The following is a 15,384-nucleotide window of genomic DNA, read 5'->3' as shown; positions in this document are numbered from 1 at the left end:
TTCAGCGGGCCAGCAGCGCGGCGGCCGCCTCGGTGTCGATGACGGTGGCGTAATCGCTTTGCAGATTGGCCAGCGCCATCTGGTGCACCTCCTCGGCCGCATGGCGCACGCCGCGCAGGTCGGTCAGGTCGAAAGCGAAGCAGGCGTCGGCCACCACATGGGTCTGAAAACCCAGGTTGCCGGCGCTGCGTGCGGTGGCCTCGACCGAGTTGTTGGTGCTGACGCCGACGATGACCAGCGAGCGGTGGCCGCGCGCATGCAGCCAGCGCTCCAGGCCACTGTGGGTGAAGGCATCGGGCACGTTCTTCTCGACGACGTGCTCGTCGTCGCGCGGCGCCAGGGCAGGCTGGAACTCCGCGCCGGGCTGGCCCGGCCAGAACGGCGATCCGAGTGTGCGGGAGATGTGGCGAACGTGCACGATGGGTGCGCCGGCGCGGCGCCAGGCGTCCAGCAGGCGGGCGATCTGCACCTCGGCCTGCGGGTTGTTGCGCACGCCGGACTGGGGCCAGGTCATGCCGACCTGCATGTCGATGATGAGAAGAAGCGGCATGGGATAAAAGAAGGCAAGGTGTCAGTGGCAGGTGTCGAAGCCTGCACCCCTCACAGGGACGGCTGCGGCCGTGCGTTTACCAGCGTCGCCACGCTGACGCCGTGCATCGTAGGGCGAACGCAGGAGGCTTCAGCCGGCGGCACTCGCAGAGCGGCTCATACTCCTGCATGAAACTCGTAGTGGCTGTTCATTTCGATGGCGCGCAGGCGAATGCTGCCGCTGCGGCTTTCGACGCCTGGGATGCCGCGGAAGCGACGCAGACTTACATCTCGCGCATCACCCATGTCGAGAAGGCCGTGCGAGGAGAACTCGACCTGCGAGAGCTGCCCTGTGTGATGCAACTGCTGCGCGAGCACAGCCTCGAACCGGAGCTCATCCTGGTTGACGGCTTTGTCCATCTGGATGCTGACGAAACGCCGGGCCTTGGCCAGCACCTGTATCACGCGCTGGGTGGCAAGGTGCCTATCGTGGGTGTTTCGAAGAAGCGCCTGCCGGGCCTGTCGGCGCAGTTCGAGGTCATGCGAGAAGAGGAAACGCAGCCGCTGTTCGTGACGTGCGCGGGCATCGACATTGGCGCAGCCAAGGCGCGACTGCGTGCCATGCACGGCAGGAAGCGCGTGCCCACGCTCATGAAGCTCGCAGCTCGCCTTGCGAAGAGCACGGATTGATTCCGCGCTGCGGGTCACTGGCCGGTGTCGGCTTTGGGGTGGGCCGACTGCCGACGCGCGACTATCCTCGGGCGGCGAGCAGCTAACGTCAGCAGCGGGCGAACAATTCGGCTTTGGGTAGGAAGATCAGGATGCGCACAACCTCGAACATGGCCGCCGGTGCGGTCCATCGCCTGGCGATTGACAGCCAGGTGCTCGCTGGCAATCTGCTCGGCGACCCCACGCTGCGCGCCATCGACGTCTACGTTCCGGCGGGGCATGACGGCCGCGGCCTGCCGCTGCTGGTCGATATCGTGGGGTTCACCGCGGGCGGGCCGGCGCACACCAACTGGAAGAATTTTGGCGAGAACCTGCCTGAGCGGCTCGACCGCTTGATTGCGACCGGCGCCATGCCGCCCGTCGTCGTGGCCTTCCCGGACTGCTTCACCCGGCTCGGCGGCAATCAATACGTGAACTCGGCCGCGGTAGGACGCTGGGACGATTTCCTGCGGGCGGAGGCAGTGCCGTTCGTCGAAGCCCGCTTTGGCTGCGGCGGGCCGGGCCGCCGCGGCATCTTCGGCAAGTCCAGCGGAGGCTACGGCGCGATGATCCATGCGCTGCTGCATCCGGACTTCTGGAGTGCGGCAGCCGTGCATTCCGGCGACATGGGATTCGAGCTTCTCTATCGGCACGAATTCGTGCCAGTGCTTCGGGCGCTCGCCAAGAAACCCGAGATCGGCGCGTGGGTCGACGCCTTCTGGCAGGCCAAGAAGGTCAAGGACAGCGACGTGCACATCCTCATGATGCTGGCTCAGGCGGCGAGCTTCGACCCGGATCCTTCGGTGCCGTATGGCGTTCGCTTGCCGGTGACGCTGGATACCTGCGAGCTGATTCCCGAGCGCTGGGCGAACTGGATGGCCTGGGACCCGTTGAGCCTTGTCGAAGAGCATGGGCGCGGACTGGTCGCGCTCAAGGCCCTGTACATCGACTGCGGCGATGTCGACCAATACAACCTGGTCTATGGCGCCAGGCGAATGCACAAGCGGCTTCTCGCCATGGACGTGCCGCATGTGTATGAGGAATTCAGCGACGACCATACGGCGGTCGACTATCGGATGGACGTCAGCCTGCCGATTCTGGCCAAGGCGCTCGCTCAGCCATGAACAGCGCAAATCAGGGCGAGCGTCGGAAAGCCAGATGGCCGGCCATCGTGCTCGGGACTGTCGCGGCCTTGGTCACTGCGGGTGCCGTGTCGTGGGCCACGCCGGACGGCAACCTCGTTGTGACCCTGGTGCCAGCGCTGGCAGTTGGCCTGGTCGTATTCGGCGTCGCGTTGTGGCGCTTGCGCCGTGTCCACGCAGGTCCTTGAAGCCGACTCTTCTCTCGATTCAAGGTTTGAGACCTGCCCGGCCATTTTCGATTGGGAGACCTACTCTCTCGCCGGCTCAAGGAAGCATCGTCTATAGCTCCTGAAGGGCGGGTCCGCGAACCGCGTATTGGCCTCTATCCCTTCAGGGTCGGCCGCCACGCTTTCACGGTAGCGGCGGTAGGCGTCGTCGTCAGGGAAGGCGAACAGGGCGACGGCTTCGTTTGCGGGGCCGGTGGCGCCCAGGCTCGCGAAGCTCATGGCTGACCCAGCCGGCGCCTCGCGTGGCATGAAGAAGCCGTGGTGGATGCCGCCATGGCGGCGGATGAGGCGGACCCAGGTGCGGGCGTAGTCCGCGAACTCGTCCAGTCGATGGGGGTCAAGTTCGTAGCGAACTTCGCAAACGAGCTGGTAGTCGAGCATGGGGCTCAAGTGTCTTTGTGCGCAGCAGGGGTGTTGATGGAAAGAATACCTGCCAAAGGGCATCGACATCTCTGGCTAACCCAACTACAGCTCAACTCGATCGCCAGACAATTGAACGAGAGGCCGCGCAAAACGCTCGGCTTCCAAACGCCCGCTGAGAGATTCAGCGAATGTGTTGCGTTGACCGGTTGAATCCGCCGCCTGTAGCGGGCATTCGACCGGCACGCCAATCCCGGGATTTCGGCGCGGCAGTTCGGCGACGGGCGAGACGTGACGATCTCGAAAGCCGCGCACTTCGTGCGACGGGTCGCCGCTGAAGACTTCATGCGAGTCGATTGAGATAGCGCCTCGCCACGGTTGCCCGGCAAGGAGGGTTTTCCAGCTCGTGTTGCCGCTTCAGACACGCTCCACTGGCAGGCCAAAGTAAGGGCTGGGGCATCCTTGGCCGGGACGCAGTCGGGCCCAATCCAAGGTGCAAGTGCCGCATGCCAAGAGGAGCCCAACATGATTCCCGATGTCGGCTTGAAGTGGGTGATCAGTGTTGCCACGCTCGCCCTGACCGCATTCACCGTTCTGTCCGCCGACGCCGCGGACGCTCCCGCAGTCAAGGAGGGCGACTGGGTGGTGCGGGACTTTCGCTTCCATACGGGCGAGGTGCTTTCCGAGCTTCGCATTCACTACACGACCGTCGGCGCGCCGACGGGCGAGCCGGTCCTGGTGCTGCATGGCACCACGCAGTCGGGCACCAGCATGCTCGCTGCCGCCTTTGCCGGTGAGCTGTTCGGTGCGGGTCAGCCGCTGGATGCCCGCCGCTACTTCATCGTGCTGCCCGACGCCATCGGGCACGGCAAATCGAGCAAGCCGTCCGATGGGCTTCGGATGGCTTTCCCCAAGTACAACTATGACGATCTGGTCGAGGCCCAGCATCGGTTGCTGACCGAGCATTTGGGCATACGCCGCCTGCGGCTGGTGCTGGGGTTCTCGATGGGCGGTATGGAGACGTGGCTCCTGGCCCAGAAGTACCCCGACATGATGGACGCCGCAGTCCCCATGGCCTCGTTGCCGGTGGAGATGTCCGGCCGCAACTGGATGCTCAGGCGCCTCATCATCGACTCCATCCGCAACGACCCCGATTGGCTCAACGGCGGCTACACCAAACAACCACGCAGCGCGCAGTTCGCCTCGGTTTTCTATGGCCTGGCTACCAGTGGCGGCAACCAGGCACTCAACAAGATCGCACCGGTGCGGGCCAAGGCGGATGAGCTCGTCAATAGCCGCTTGGCCGCCGCCTACAGTGCCGACGCCAACGACGTGCTCTACCAATGGGAGTCGTCACGTGACTACAACCCGGCCGCCGGGCTTGAGCGCATCACGGCCACGTTGTTGGCCATCAATTCAGCCGATGACGAGCGCAATCCACCCGAACTGGGCGTGATGGAGCGCGACATCAAGCGCGTGAAGAACGGCCGTGCCCTGCTGATACCCGCGTCCGACCAGACCGCGGGCCACGGCACGGTCTTCCAGGCAAAGTTTTGGAAGAAGGAGCTGATGGAGCTGTTGCAGGCGGCCCCACGTGAGGCGAAGTAGGTGCGAGATGGCAGCTCTACATGCACGCTCGTTTCAGGCGTTGGGTTTCGGCGCCGCGCTCAATGCGCCTCCGTTTCCTGCATGTCCCATGTCCCCTTCCAGCTTGAAGCAGCCTATAGCGCCGGACTGGCCTCCCTAAAACGCACTCTTCGTCGTCCCCCCATCCACCCGCAGCGCCGCCCCCGTCGTGGCCGAGGCCAGGGGGCTGGCGACATAGGCCACCAGGGACGCCACTTCCTCGGGCGTTCCGAAGCGCTTGATCAGCGAGGTCGGCCTGACCTTCTCGAAGAACTCGGTCTCGAACTCGGCAAAGGATTTGCCCTGGGAGACTTGCTCGACGAATTCATTGACGCCGCGCGAGCGCGTCGGGCCGGGCAGCACGCTGTTGACGGTGATGCCGGTGCCGGCAAGGGACTCGGCCAGGCCACGCGAGACGGCGAGCTGGGCCGTCTTGGTCATGCCGTAGTGAATCATCTCCGCCGGGATCTGTACGGCGCTTTCGCTGGAGATGAAGATGATGCGGCCCCAGTTGGCCGCCTTCATCGCCGGCAGCACCAGCCGCGCCAGGCGCACGCCGCTGAGCACGTTGACGTCGAAGAAGCGCTGCCAATCGGCGTCGGGGATGTCCTCGAAAGGCTTGGCTTCGAAGATGCCCAGGTTGTTGACCAGGATCTCGATGCCGGGGTGCGCGCGCACCAACGCCTCGGCCACGTCAGGCTGGCTGAGGTCGCCCGCAAAGCCGAACACCTCCTGGCCGGTGGTGGCCAGGATGGAGGTGACGGCGGCGTCGACCGCGGGCTGCATGCGGCCATTGACGATGACGCGCGCGCCCTCGGCGGCCAGGGACTGTGCGATGGCATGGCCGATGCCGGCCGTGCTGCCCGACACGAGGGCGAGGCGGTTCTTCAGTTGCAGGTCCATGGCAAGCCTTCCAAAAGGAATGAAGCTAGCCGATGCGGAACGACCCGATCCGCATTGGGGCTGTTCCGCACCGCGTCGGTGCGACAGGGCGCTCAGCCGGCCCAGTTTTGTGCGCATGACTTGCATACAAGCCAGATGAGCGCTGGCATGGAGGCTGCAAAGCCCCCGCCATGGGCATCTCGGCCACCGACATCAGCCAGCGCATCGTCGAAGCGGTGCTCGCGCAAAAGCTCGCGCCCGGCGCGCGGCTGGGCGAGCAGCAACTGGCGATGCTGTTCGACTGCAGCCGCACCATCGTGCGCGAGGCGCTCACCCGGTTGGCCGCGCGCGGCATCGTCACGGTCAGCGCGCGGCGTGGCTGGTATCTCATTGCGCCGTCACAGGACGAAGCGCGCGAAGCCTTCGAGGCGCGGCGCGTCATCGAGCTGGGGCTGCTGCGCGGCGGCGCGCCGCTGGGCAAGCCGGGGCTGGCGCGGTTGAAGAAGCATCTGCAGCAGGAGAAGGCGGCGCTGCGGGGCGACGACGTCGGCACGCGCAGCTTCCTGCTCGGCGACTTCCACGTCTGCCTGGCCGAATGCCTGGGCAACGGCCTGCTGGCCGACACGCTGCGCGACTACACGGCGCGCACGACGCTGATCGCCATGCTCTACCAGTCCTCGCATGACGCGGCCGCGTCCTGCCAGGAGCACGTCGCCATCGTGGCCGCGCTTGAGCAGGGCGACCGCGCCCGCGCCGAGGCGCTGATGGCCGAACACCTTGCCAATGTGCAGGCCGCCCTGCGCCTGCCTGCCCTCAATGACCCGCTGGACCAGCTGCGCAGCGCGCTTGCGCCGCTGCCGCAGCCGGCCAGCGAATCCGCCGACCCGCCCGCCGCCTACCTAGGAGCCTTGCTATGACCCCGATGCTTTCCCGCCGCCTGTTGCTGACGCTGGCCACCGCCCTGCTGGCCGCAGGTGCCCAGGCGCAGACCGCGCTCGACACCATCACCAAGAGCAAGACGATCAAGATCGCCATCCCGACCGACTACCCGCCCTACGGCTTCGTCGGCCCCGACATGGCGCCGCAGGGCCTGGATGTAGCGGTTGCCCAGCTCATCGCCGCCAAGCTGGGCGTCAAGGTGGAGCTGGTGCCGGTGACCAGCGCCAACCGCATTGCCTACCTGCAGACCAAGAAGGCCGACCTGGTCATCTCGACGCTGGGCAAGAACCCGGACCGCGAGAAGGTCATCAACTTCAGCGCGGCTTACGCACCCTTCTTCCAGGCGGTGTTCGCGGCCAAGAGCCTGCCCATCAAGAGCTGGGCCGACCTCGGCGGCAAGAGCGTGGCCGTCACGCGCGGTGCGATGGAGGACCAGGAGCTGGCCAAGGTCGCACCGGCCACGCTGGAATACAAGCGCTTCGAGGACAACAACGCCACCATCGCCGCCTTCGCCGCCGGCCAGACCCAGCTGCTGGCGACCAGCGCCGCCRTGGCCGGCAACCTGATGCAGCGCAACCCGGGCCTGAACACCGAATACAAGCTGCTGCTCAAGGACAGCCCTTGCTACGTCGGCGTGGCCAAGGGCGAGGACGCGCTGCTGGCCAAGGTCAACGACATCATCGCGGCAGCCAAGGCGGCCGGTGAGCTGGAGGCGCTGTCCAAGAAGTGGCTGGGTCGCGGCACCGGCGACCTGCCGCTCTGACGCGAAGCGAGCGAAGCCATGATCAGCTTCGATTTCCTCGCGGTGCTGGCCGAATGGCCACTGCTGCTCAAGGGCCTGGCATGGACGCTGGGGCTCACCCTCATCGCGACGCCGCTGGGCCTGCTCATCGCCACGCTGGGCGCCTGGTCGCGCGCCAGCGGCCCGGTGTGGCTGCGCCGCCTGCTCGGTGCCTACGTCGAGCTGCTGCGCAACACGCCCTTCATCGTGCAGCTCTTCTTCATCTTCTTCGGCCTGCCCGCCGCGGGCGTGAAACTGTCGCCCGAGGCCGCCTCGCTGATCGCGATGACGCTCAACCTCGGCGCCTATGGCACCGAGATCCTGCGCGCCGGCATCCAGGCCACGCCGCGTGGGCAGTGGGAGGCGGCGCAGAGCCTGGCGCTCAGCSMMRTGCAGGTGTTCACGCGCGTCGTGCTGCCGCCGGCSYTGMAGCGSGTGTGGCCGGCGMTGRYSAGCCAGATCRTSATCGTSATGCTGGGCTCGGCSGTSTGCGGGCAGATCTCCACCGAGGAGCTGAGCTATGCGGCCAACCTCATCCAGAGCCGCAACTTCCGCGCCTTCGAGGCTTTCATCATCGCGACGCTGGCCTATCTGGCCCTGGCCATCGCAGCGCGCAAGCTGCTGAGCTGGGCCGGCCCGCGCTTCATCTTCGGAAGGCGGTCGGCATGATCGAGTTCACCCTGTGGGACATCGTGCGCAACCTGCTGCTGGCGCTGCGCTGGACGGTGGCCCTGTCGGTCATCGCCTTCATCGGCGGCGGCCTGGTCGGCGGCCTGCTGCTGACGCTGCGCATCGGCATGGGCGCCCGCACCCGGCGCGCCATCGCGCTCTACGTGCAGCTCTTCCAGGGCACGCCGCTGCTGATGCAGCTTTTCCTCGCCTACTTCGGCCTGGCCCTGCTGGGCCTGGAGGTGTCGGCCTGGACGGCCGCGGCACTGGCGCTGACCCTCTACACCAGCGCCTACCTCGTCGAGATCTGGCGCGGCTGCGTGGACGCCGTGCCGCGCGGCCAGTGGGAGGCGGCGCGCAGCCTGGCACTGAGCTTCGGCGAGCAGCTGCGCCACGTCATCCTGCCGCAGGCCGGCCGCCTGGCCATCGCGCCGACGGTGGGCTTCCTGGTGCAGGTCATCAAGGGCACGGCGCTGGCGTCGGTCATCGGCTTCATCGAGCTGACCAAGGCCGGCAGCATGATCGCCAACGCCAGCTTCAAGCCCTTCCTCGTCTTCGGTTGCGTGGCGCTGCTGTACTTCGCGCTGTGCTTCCCCGTCAGCCTCTTGGCACAACATCTGGAAGGCAAAGCCCATGGCCGCCCAACTTGAAGACCTGCAGGCCGCGCCCGTCGTGCCTGGCGCGCCCATCGTGCGCATCACCGCGCTGCGCAAGTCCTATGGCGCCAACGAGGTGCTCAAGGGCATCGACCTCGACGTGCTGCGCGGCGAGGTCATTGCCATCATCGGCAAGAGCGGCTCCGGCAAGAGCACGCTGCTGCGCTGCATCAACGGGCTGGAGCAGTTCCAGGACGGCTCGCTGACCGTCAACGGCAAGCCGCTGCTCTACGAGAGCGCGATGGCCATGCGCGCGCTGCGCCAGCAGGTGGGCATGATCTTCCAGGGCTTCAACCTGTTCCCGCACCTGAGCGTGGGCCGCAACGTGATGCTGGCGCCGACGCTGGTGAAGAAGCGCAGCGCGCACGAGGCGGCCGAGCAGGCGTCGAAGCTGCTCAGCCGTGTCGGCTTGGCTGAAAAGTTCGACGCCATGCCCGACCAGCTCTCCGGCGGCCAGCAGCAGCGCGTGGCCATCGCCCGCGCGCTGGCGATGGAGCCGGCGGTTTTGCTGTGCGACGAGATCACCTCGGCGCTGGACCCGGAGCTGGTGGGTGAGGTGCTGCGCGTCGTCGAGACCCTGGCCGACGAAGGCATGACGCTGCTGATGGTCACGCACGAGATGAGTTTCGCCCGCAAGGTGGCGGACCGCGTCATCTTCATGCACCAGGGCCGCGTGCACGAGATCGGCCCGCCGGCCGCGCTCTTCGGGGCGCCGCAGACGCCGGAGCTCAAGCAGTTCCTGTCCTCATTGCACGACTAGAGCATCGAGCAGCGCGGCGGCGCCGGGCGTGAGTTCGCCGAAGCACAGCAGTAACTGGCGCACGGCCCAGGCATCACTCAGCCGGCGGACACGGACACGTGGACCAGCCAGCCGCGCCGCGGTCAGTGCCGGCACGACAGCCACACCGACGCCATCGGCGACGAGGCGCAGCATGGCGTCGAAGCCCTGCACCTGCACGCGGTGGTGCAGGCCACGGCCATGCTGCAGCGCGCGGGCCTGCAGGAAGCGGCTCAGGCCCGCCTCTGCCGGCAGCCCGACGAAAGGTTGGGCCAGCAACTCGGTGAAGGCGATGGCCCGTGCCCGGCCCTTCACCCATGCGGCGGGCAGCACGGCGACGAGCTCGTCCCGACGAAAGGGGCGCGTCGCCAATCCTTCGGTATTGACGTAGTCGGCCACGATGCCGAGGTCCGCGCGCTCCTGGCGCATGGCGAACAGCACGTCCTGGCTGTCCAGTTCGCGCAGTTCCACGTCGATGTCCGCGTGGGCCGCGAGAAAGGGGCCGAGCAGCGGCGGCAGATGCTCGCTGATCGCGGCGGTATTGCACAGCAGCCGCACTGTGCTGCGCACGCCGTGGGCATGCGCGGCCATGCCGGCGTGCAAGGCCTCCATCTCGCGCTGCAGCCGACCCGCATGGCGCAGCAGCGTGCGGCCGGCGTCGGTCAGCGTGACGCCGGTCTTGGCGCGCTGCATCAGCACGGCGCCCACGACCCGCTCCAGCGCCTGCAGCCGCGTGCTCGCGGCCGCCAGGGACAGGTGCACGGCCCGTGCACCGGCCGTGATGGTGTGGCCTTCAGCCACGGCAGCGAACAGGCGCAGGTCGAAGGGGTCGATGCGGTAGTGGGGGTTGCGTGCGGTCATGGCTCATCCTTCGGCAATGCCTGAGGATAGGCGCGGCATTGCGCGATGGACGCAGGCCACCGCCGCCCGGACCATGCCGGCATGGATGACATCGACTGGCTTTCCGCCGGCCTGCTGGGCTGGGTGGCATTGACTTTTCTGCTCGCCGGCCTCGTCAAGGGCGTGTCGGGCATGGGCCTGCCCACGCTGGCGATGGCATTGCTGAGCCTGCACCTGCCGGCGGCACCGGCCGCCGCGCTGATGCTGCTGCCGGCGCTGTTGACCAATGTCGCCCAGTGCCTGGGCTCGCACGCGGCCGGGCTGTGGCGGCGGCTCTGGCCGCTGTGGACCGGCCTGGTGCTGGGCACGTTGTTCGCCCCGGTGCCCAGCCTCAGCACGGGCCATGGCGGCGCGCGGCTGGCGCTGGGCGCAGTGCTGGTGGCCTATGGCGTGTTTGGTCTGTGCCGGCCGCGGCTGCCGGACCTGGGTCGGCATGCCGGCTGGCTAGGTGCGCTGGCCGGTTTGCTCGGCGGTGCGGTCAGCGCGGCCACCGGCGTCTTCGTGCTGCCCATGGTGCCTTTTCTGCAATCCTTGCAGTTGCGGCGGGGCGCCTTGATCCAGGCTCTGGGCATCAGTTTCATGCTGGCCTCCCTCGCCCTGGCTGCACGGCTGGGCGGCCTGGATGCGGCAGCGCCGCCCGACCCCTGGGCCAGCGGCGTGGCGTTGGGCGCGGCGTTTGCCGGCATGGCGCTCGGCGCGCGCCTGCGCGAGCGCCTGCCGACCCTGATGTTCCAGAGGGCGCTGTACGCCATCTTCCTGCTGCTGGGCTTGCTGATGTTGCGGCGCTAGGAACGGCGATTGCCGCGGGACGGGCCGTCGCCGTTGACGCATGAAAGGACCCCCATGAGCAAATCCCCTGGGCATCGGGACCATCCCGAACACACGGTTGCCGAAACCCGTCTCGCTCACCGGGTCACGGCACGCATCGACGGCCAGGTCGTCGCCGAATCGGATGACGTCATCCGTGTCGACGAGACCGGCGCGCCGCCGCGCTTGTACTTCCCGCGCGACAGCGTCAAGGTCGACAAGCTGGAACGAAGCGAAACCCAGACCCACTGCCCCTTCAAGGGCGATGCCACCTACTACAGCGTCACCCAGAACGGTCGCAGCCTCAAGGACGCGATCTGGTCCTACGAGGCGCCCTATGACGAGCACGCCGCACTGAAGGGCCGCATGGCCTTCTATGACGAGAAGCATGCCGGCATCACCTTCAGAGAAGCTGGCTAAGCTTGCGGTCCATGAGCACATCGAAATCCACGCCGCCGGCCGCGGCATTGATCGACGAACGCATCGAGAGCCTGGGCGGCTGGCGCAGCGAGATGCTGGCCGCGCTGCGGGCGCTGATCCACGAGGCTGACCCCGACATCGTCGAGGAGTGGAAATGGAGCAATCCGGTGTGGTCGCATGACGGCATCGTCTGCACCGGCGAGGCCTACAAGAGCGCCGTGAAGATGACCTTTCCCAAGGGCGCTTCGCTGGCCGACCCCAAAGGTCTCTTCAACTCCAGCCTGGAAGGCAATGTGCGTCGCGCCATCGACTTCAAGGAAGGCGACAAGATCGACAAGGCGGCGCTGAAAGCCTTGATCAAGGCGGCTGTGAAAGCCAACCAAAAGGCCTAAGCCTTCATCGCCGCCTTGTAGACCGACTGGCGCGGCTGGGCCATCAGCCTTCTGAGCATGGGCTCGAAGAACGCCAGCGGCAGCGCCTGGGCGTGCGGGTCGAAAGCCGGGTTGTCGTAGCGCTCGACGAACTCGGCCGTGCGCCCGAAATGCGGATGGCCGCGGAACTGCTCGCGCATGTCGCGATCCAGGCCGATGTGGTGGAAGAAGTTGTGGCCCTGGAAGATGCCGTGCTGCTGCACCATCCACAGGTTCTCTTCCGTCACGAAGGGCTTGAGGATGGCGGCGGCGATGTCGGGGTGGTTGAACGAGCCCAGCGTGTCGCCGATGTCGTGCAGCAGCGCGCAGCAAACGTACTCCTCGTCGCGCCCGTCGCGATGGGCCAGCGTGGCGGTCTGCAGGCAGTGCGTCAGCCGGTCGACCGGGAAGCCGCCGAAGTCGCCGTCCAGCAGGCGCAGATGCTCGAGCACGCGGTCAGGCAGGCTGCGGGCCATCTTCATCGCCTCGGGCACGATGAGACCCCAGTCTTCGCGGCTGCTTTCGTCCATGCGTGTGAAGGTGGCGCGTGCGGTCATGACGGCTCCAAGCGGTGCGGCGATTCTGCGCGGCCGGCGCGGTGAGGGGCTGTCACCTGCGGCACTGTGCGGCAACCGCTATCCCGCCGCCACGATCACATGGGCCTGGATCTTGCCCGCCACCACGCAGTCGCCGTGGCGGCTGGCGATCGCCTCGGTGGCACGGTCGATGGCGAGCTGGAGCAGGCCGGCGTCGCGTGCCTCGATCTCGTTGCGCAGCGGTGTTCCCCGGCAATAGGCCGTGGCGGCGGCGCGAGCCGAGGATGCGTGACTCAGCTTCGCGCGCGTGTCGATCGTGATCTCGGTGAAGCCCGCGCGACTCAGGTCCGCGCGGATCAGCGCAACGTCGTGATAGCCGTGCGGTGTGCGGGCGAGAAAGCGCGGCGGGTCGTGCGCGAACACCGTGGCGACGGCGTGAGTGACCTCGTCGGCAAAGGCGTTCTCCTCGATGCGGTCCCAGACGGTGAAGACAAAGCGCCCGCCGGGGCTGAGCACGCGCCGTGCCTCCGCGTAGCCGGCGGCGCGATCAGGAAAGAACATCGCACCGAACTGGCAGCAGACGRCGTCGAAGGCGCCGTCGTCGAAGGGCAGGGCCAGTGCATCCGCCTGCCGCCATTCGATGCGGCTGTCGGCGCCTTGCTGGCTGGCGGCGTAGTCGAGCATGGGCTGGTTSAGGTCGGTCACCACGTAGCGCGCGGCGGCGSCSAGTCTYGGCGCCAGCGCGCGGGTGACCGCRCCGCTGCCGGCGGCYGTTTCGAGCACGGTGCGCGGCGAGCCGGCCGCGACCAGCGCCGCCGTGTCGGCGGCATAGCCGTCGAAGATCAGCGGGACCATCAAGGTGTCGTAGAGCCTCGGGATCGAGCCCGCGAACAGCTTGTCGCTCGTCTTGTCGCTGTCAGCCATGAGGTTCCCTTCGATGTTGCCGTCAAAGCGCCGCCGGCGTGGTGTCGCCAAAGCGCGTGGCGGGAAGTGCCAGACTGATGACGGCGCCCCCACCGGCGCGGTTGGCCGCCCAGACGCGGCCATCGTGAGCCTCGGCGATGCGCCGGCAGATCGCCAGGCCCAGGCCCGTGCCGCCGGCGGCGTTCTTCGTCGCGCTGGACTGCACGAAGGCCTCGAAGATGCTCTCCAGCTCGTCCGGCGGAATGCCGGGGCCGCGGTCGGCGACGTCGACGCGCACTTCGTCGGCCGCATCGTCCTGCCAGGCGGTCACCTCGATGTGGCCGCCCACGGGCGAGAAGCGGATGGCATTGGCGAGCAGGTTGCGCATCAGTTGCTGCAGGCGTCGCGGGTCGGCCAGCACGACGAGGTCCTCGTCGCCCAGGGCCATGGCCAGGCTGAGCTGACGTGCGGCCAGCAGGGGCTCGAGTTCGCGGCCGACCTCGACGGCCAGTGGCCTCAGGTCCAGGCGCTCGGGATGCAGCGGTTCTGCGCCGCGCTCGATCTTGCTGAGGTCGAGCAGGTCGTTGACGAGGCTGAGCATGCGCTGGCCGGCGTGGTGCACGTCGCCGAAGAGCTCGGCCAGGCGGGGCTCGGCACGCGCGCGCCGCGCGCCGATCTCGGAGAAGCCCAGGATGGACTGCAGCGGTGTGCGCAGCTCGTGGCTGACGTTGGCGATGAAGTCGGACTTGGCCCGCGAAGCGTGCAGGGCGGCGTCGCGGGCGGCGCGCGTGGCGCGCTCGGCCTCGCGGAATTCGCTGATGTCCATGAAGCAGACGACGATGCCCATGGGTCGGCCGTGGGCGTCGGGAAAGGTGGACTTGCTGATGTAGAGGTCGCGCCGGCGGCCATCGCCGCCTTGCCAGACGGCCTCATAGTTCATTTCGCCGCCGCGCGCCAGCAGCTCGGCGTCGCGGCTGTCGTGCAGGGCGGCCTCCTCGGGGCGCAGATAGCTGGCGGCCTTGCGGCCCAGCACCTCGCTGCGGCGCCGGCCGGTGAACTGCTCCCAGGCGCGGTTGACGTCGAGGTAGCGGTTGTCGCTGTCCAGCACCGACGTTGGCAGCGGGCTGCTGGACAGCAGCGAGCGCGCCAGGCCGAGCTGGGCGCGCAGTTCGGCCTGGGCGCGCATCAGGCCGCTGACGTCGGCCGCGCTGCCCACCCATTCGAGGACACCGGCCTGGCGGCGCAGCGGCACCAGGTGGATCTCGAAGCTGCGCGCCTTGCCGTCGGCCGCGATCCAGTCGGCGCGCAGTTCGTGCGGCCGGGCTTCGTGAACGTCGCCGGCCGCGAACAGCGTGGCCACGGCCGGCGAGCCGCCGAACAGCTCCTGCAGCGGCCGGCCCAGCACCTGGGCGACGGGATGGCCGCTGAGGCGGGCATAGCCCTCGTTGATGAAGGTCACCTGGCCGGCTGCGTTGGTGCGGAACAGCAGGTCCTGCACGCTGCCGAAGATGGCGCTGAGCTCGCGCTCACGCTCGGCGACCTGCCGCTGGGCCTCGTCGAGATCCAGCATGGAGCGCTCGCGCGCGTGCAGGGCCGCCGCGCCCACGGCCGACAGCACGAGCAACGCTGCGGCGATGCCGATGGCGGGCAGGCCGAGGTCCCATGCGGTGGACAGCCACTGGGTGCGCAACTCGTCCTGGGGCAGTTCAACGACGACGACGAGGGGGCGGGTGCGCAGTGCGCGAAAGGCGCCGAGCTGGTCGGCATCGCGCAGGCCCGGGCCGTCCCAGCGGCCGTATTCGCTGCCCGTGCGCACGCGCGCCAGCGGGCCGGTGGGGAGTTGCAGCGAGGCCAGGCGTTCACCTGCCAGGTGGTCGGCACCGGCGGTCACGGCGAGCAGCCGACCGTCCAGGTCGACGAGTGCCGCCGCGGCGCGAGCGTCGTTCAGCGTCAGTTCCTGGAAGTTGGCCAGTGCGTCGGGGTTGAGCAGGGCGGCGAGCAGGGCCGGCCGCCCGCCGGGGGTCCTGATGCCGCGCAGCAGCGGGATGAAGCCCACCCCCGGCGGCACGACGGCGGCCGCGCTGCCTGGTGCGACTCCGGCGAGGCTGGCCA

18 protein-coding genes and 1 pseudogene are annotated in these 15,384 nt (G+C 68.0%); 12 read left to right on the top strand and 7 right to left on the bottom strand.

The features are described 5' to 3' along the window. Position 1: 1 nt before the first annotated feature. Entirely contained in the window at positions 2 to 550 is a 549-nt protein-coding gene (locus ACXJKJ_RS26720; protein ID WP_457393816.1) for a cysteine hydrolase family protein, read from the bottom strand. 167 nt (positions 551 to 717) lie between these two features. Between ACXJKJ_RS26720 and ACXJKJ_RS26715 the strand changes: the two genes are divergently transcribed. Together ACXJKJ_RS26715 and ACXJKJ_RS26710 are read left to right on the top strand one after the other, a co-directional pair. Then, positions 718 to 1,218 carry an endonuclease V gene (locus ACXJKJ_RS26715; protein ID WP_457393813.1) on the top strand — a complete coding sequence of 167 codons (501 nt, stop codon included), beginning with the start codon at positions 718 to 720 and terminating at the stop codon, positions 1,216 to 1,218. 131 nt (positions 1,219 to 1,349) lie between these two features. Then, positions 1,350 to 2,360, top strand: coding sequence for an alpha/beta hydrolase (locus tag ACXJKJ_RS26710; protein ID WP_457393810.1), 1,011 nt, complete (start codon positions 1,350 to 1,352; stop codon positions 2,358 to 2,360). A gap of 266 nt (positions 2,361 to 2,626) precedes the next feature. Here ACXJKJ_RS26710 and ACXJKJ_RS26705 read toward each other — a convergent pair whose 3' ends face one another. Next, positions 2,627 to 2,986: an NIPSNAP family protein gene (locus ACXJKJ_RS26705; protein ID WP_457393807.1), complete on the bottom strand. Its 360-nt coding sequence runs from the start codon at positions 2,984 to 2,986 to the stop codon at positions 2,627 to 2,629. Positions 2,987 to 3,026: 40 nt separating this feature from the next. Here ACXJKJ_RS26705 and ACXJKJ_RS26700 point away from each other — a divergent pair. Together ACXJKJ_RS26700 and ACXJKJ_RS26695 are read left to right on the top strand one after the other, a co-directional pair. Continuing rightward, a pseudogene (locus tag ACXJKJ_RS26700) lies at positions 3,027 to 3,178 on the top strand (IS30 family transposase); the annotation flags it as partial. Between the two features lie 312 nt (positions 3,179 to 3,490). Next, the gene (locus ACXJKJ_RS26695) at positions 3,491 to 4,573 is read left to right on the top strand and encodes an alpha/beta fold hydrolase (RefSeq protein ID WP_457393804.1); all 1,083 of its coding nucleotides are present in this window, start codon (positions 3,491 to 3,493) and stop codon (positions 4,571 to 4,573) included. A 135-nt stretch (positions 4,574 to 4,708) separates the two neighbouring features. Here ACXJKJ_RS26695 and ACXJKJ_RS26690 read toward each other — a convergent pair whose 3' ends face one another. Beyond that, the gene (locus ACXJKJ_RS26690; RefSeq protein WP_056205427.1) at positions 4,709 to 5,494 is read right to left on the bottom strand and encodes an SDR family NAD(P)-dependent oxidoreductase; all 786 of its coding nucleotides are present in this window, start codon (positions 5,492 to 5,494) and stop codon (positions 4,709 to 4,711) included. A 170-nt stretch (positions 5,495 to 5,664) separates the two neighbouring features. On the opposite strand from ACXJKJ_RS26690, the gene ACXJKJ_RS26685 reads away from it, so the two are divergent. The 5 genes from ACXJKJ_RS26685 to ACXJKJ_RS26665 are packed head-to-tail and all read left to right on the top strand — an operon-like array spanning position 5,665 to position 9,278. Continuing rightward, positions 5,665 to 6,390 (top strand): GntR family transcriptional regulator, encoded by a 726-nt coding sequence (locus ACXJKJ_RS26685; RefSeq protein ID WP_457393800.1) that lies wholly within the window; start codon positions 5,665 to 5,667, stop codon positions 6,388 to 6,390. Continuing rightward, positions 6,387 to 7,175 (top strand): transporter substrate-binding domain-containing protein, encoded by a 789-nt coding sequence (locus tag ACXJKJ_RS26680; protein WP_457393797.1) that lies wholly within the window; start codon positions 6,387 to 6,389, stop codon positions 7,173 to 7,175. The genes ACXJKJ_RS26685 and ACXJKJ_RS26680 overlap by 4 nt, the downstream gene beginning before the upstream one ends. Positions 7,176 to 7,193: 18 nt before the next feature. Further along, entirely contained in the window at positions 7,194 to 7,862 is a 669-nt protein-coding gene (locus ACXJKJ_RS26675; protein WP_457393794.1) for an amino acid ABC transporter permease, read from the top strand. Then, positions 7,859 to 8,512: an amino acid ABC transporter permease gene (locus ACXJKJ_RS26670; RefSeq protein WP_056205420.1), complete on the top strand. Its 654-nt coding sequence runs from the start codon at positions 7,859 to 7,861 to the stop codon at positions 8,510 to 8,512. Before ACXJKJ_RS26675 ends, ACXJKJ_RS26670 begins: the two co-directional genes overlap by 4 nt. Then, complete coding sequence (locus ACXJKJ_RS26665; protein ID WP_056205419.1) at positions 8,496 to 9,278, top strand: amino acid ABC transporter ATP-binding protein; 783 nt, start codon at positions 8,496 to 8,498, stop codon at positions 9,276 to 9,278. Before ACXJKJ_RS26670 ends, ACXJKJ_RS26665 begins: the two co-directional genes overlap by 17 nt. On the opposite strand, the gene ACXJKJ_RS26660 is transcribed toward ACXJKJ_RS26665, so the two are convergent. Next, on the bottom strand, positions 9,264 to 10,157 hold the full coding sequence (locus ACXJKJ_RS26660) for a LysR family transcriptional regulator (protein WP_056205417.1): 894 nt from the start codon (positions 10,155 to 10,157) through the stop codon (positions 9,264 to 9,266). The genes ACXJKJ_RS26665 and ACXJKJ_RS26660 overlap by 15 nt on opposite strands. 81 nt (positions 10,158 to 10,238) lie before the next feature. Between ACXJKJ_RS26660 and ACXJKJ_RS26655 the strand changes: the two genes are divergently transcribed. Genes ACXJKJ_RS26655 through ACXJKJ_RS26645 form a run of 3 tightly spaced genes read left to right on the top strand, consistent with a single transcriptional unit; the run spans position 10,239 to position 11,815 of the window. After that, the gene (locus tag ACXJKJ_RS26655) at positions 10,239 to 10,985 is read left to right on the top strand and encodes a sulfite exporter TauE/SafE family protein (RefSeq protein ID WP_056205686.1); all 747 of its coding nucleotides are present in this window, start codon (positions 10,239 to 10,241) and stop codon (positions 10,983 to 10,985) included. A gap of 54 nt (positions 10,986 to 11,039) precedes the next feature. Beyond that, the gene (locus tag ACXJKJ_RS26650) at positions 11,040 to 11,423 is read left to right on the top strand and encodes a DUF427 domain-containing protein (RefSeq protein ID WP_056205416.1); all 384 of its coding nucleotides are present in this window, start codon (positions 11,040 to 11,042) and stop codon (positions 11,421 to 11,423) included. A gap of 11 nt (positions 11,424 to 11,434) precedes the next feature. Continuing rightward, a complete protein-coding gene (locus ACXJKJ_RS26645) occupies positions 11,435 to 11,815 on the top strand; it encodes a DUF1801 domain-containing protein (RefSeq protein WP_056205414.1) in 381 nt (126 codons plus the stop codon). Here the strand turns inward: ACXJKJ_RS26645 and ACXJKJ_RS26640 are convergent. From ACXJKJ_RS26640 to ACXJKJ_RS26630, 3 genes are all read right to left on the bottom strand, one after another. Next, positions 11,812 to 12,390, bottom strand: coding sequence for an HD domain-containing protein (locus tag ACXJKJ_RS26640; RefSeq protein WP_056205413.1), 579 nt, complete (start codon positions 12,388 to 12,390; stop codon positions 11,812 to 11,814). The two genes, ACXJKJ_RS26645 and ACXJKJ_RS26640, sit on opposite strands and share 4 nt — an antisense overlap. A 78-nt stretch (positions 12,391 to 12,468) precedes the next feature. Further along, a complete protein-coding gene (locus ACXJKJ_RS26635) occupies positions 12,469 to 13,293 on the bottom strand; it encodes a class I SAM-dependent methyltransferase (protein ID WP_457393789.1) in 825 nt (274 codons plus the stop codon). A gap of 22 nt (positions 13,294 to 13,315) precedes the next feature. After that, positions 13,316 to 15,384, bottom strand: a 2,069-nt coding sequence (locus ACXJKJ_RS26630) for an ATP-binding protein (protein WP_457393786.1), incomplete at its 5' end; no start/stop codon positions are given.

The sequence above is a fragment of the Roseateles sp. P5_E1 genome (assembly GCF_054049335.1).
The sequence above is the reverse complement of the archived record's forward strand: the minus strand, read 5'-3'. Positions and strand labels throughout refer to the sequence as shown.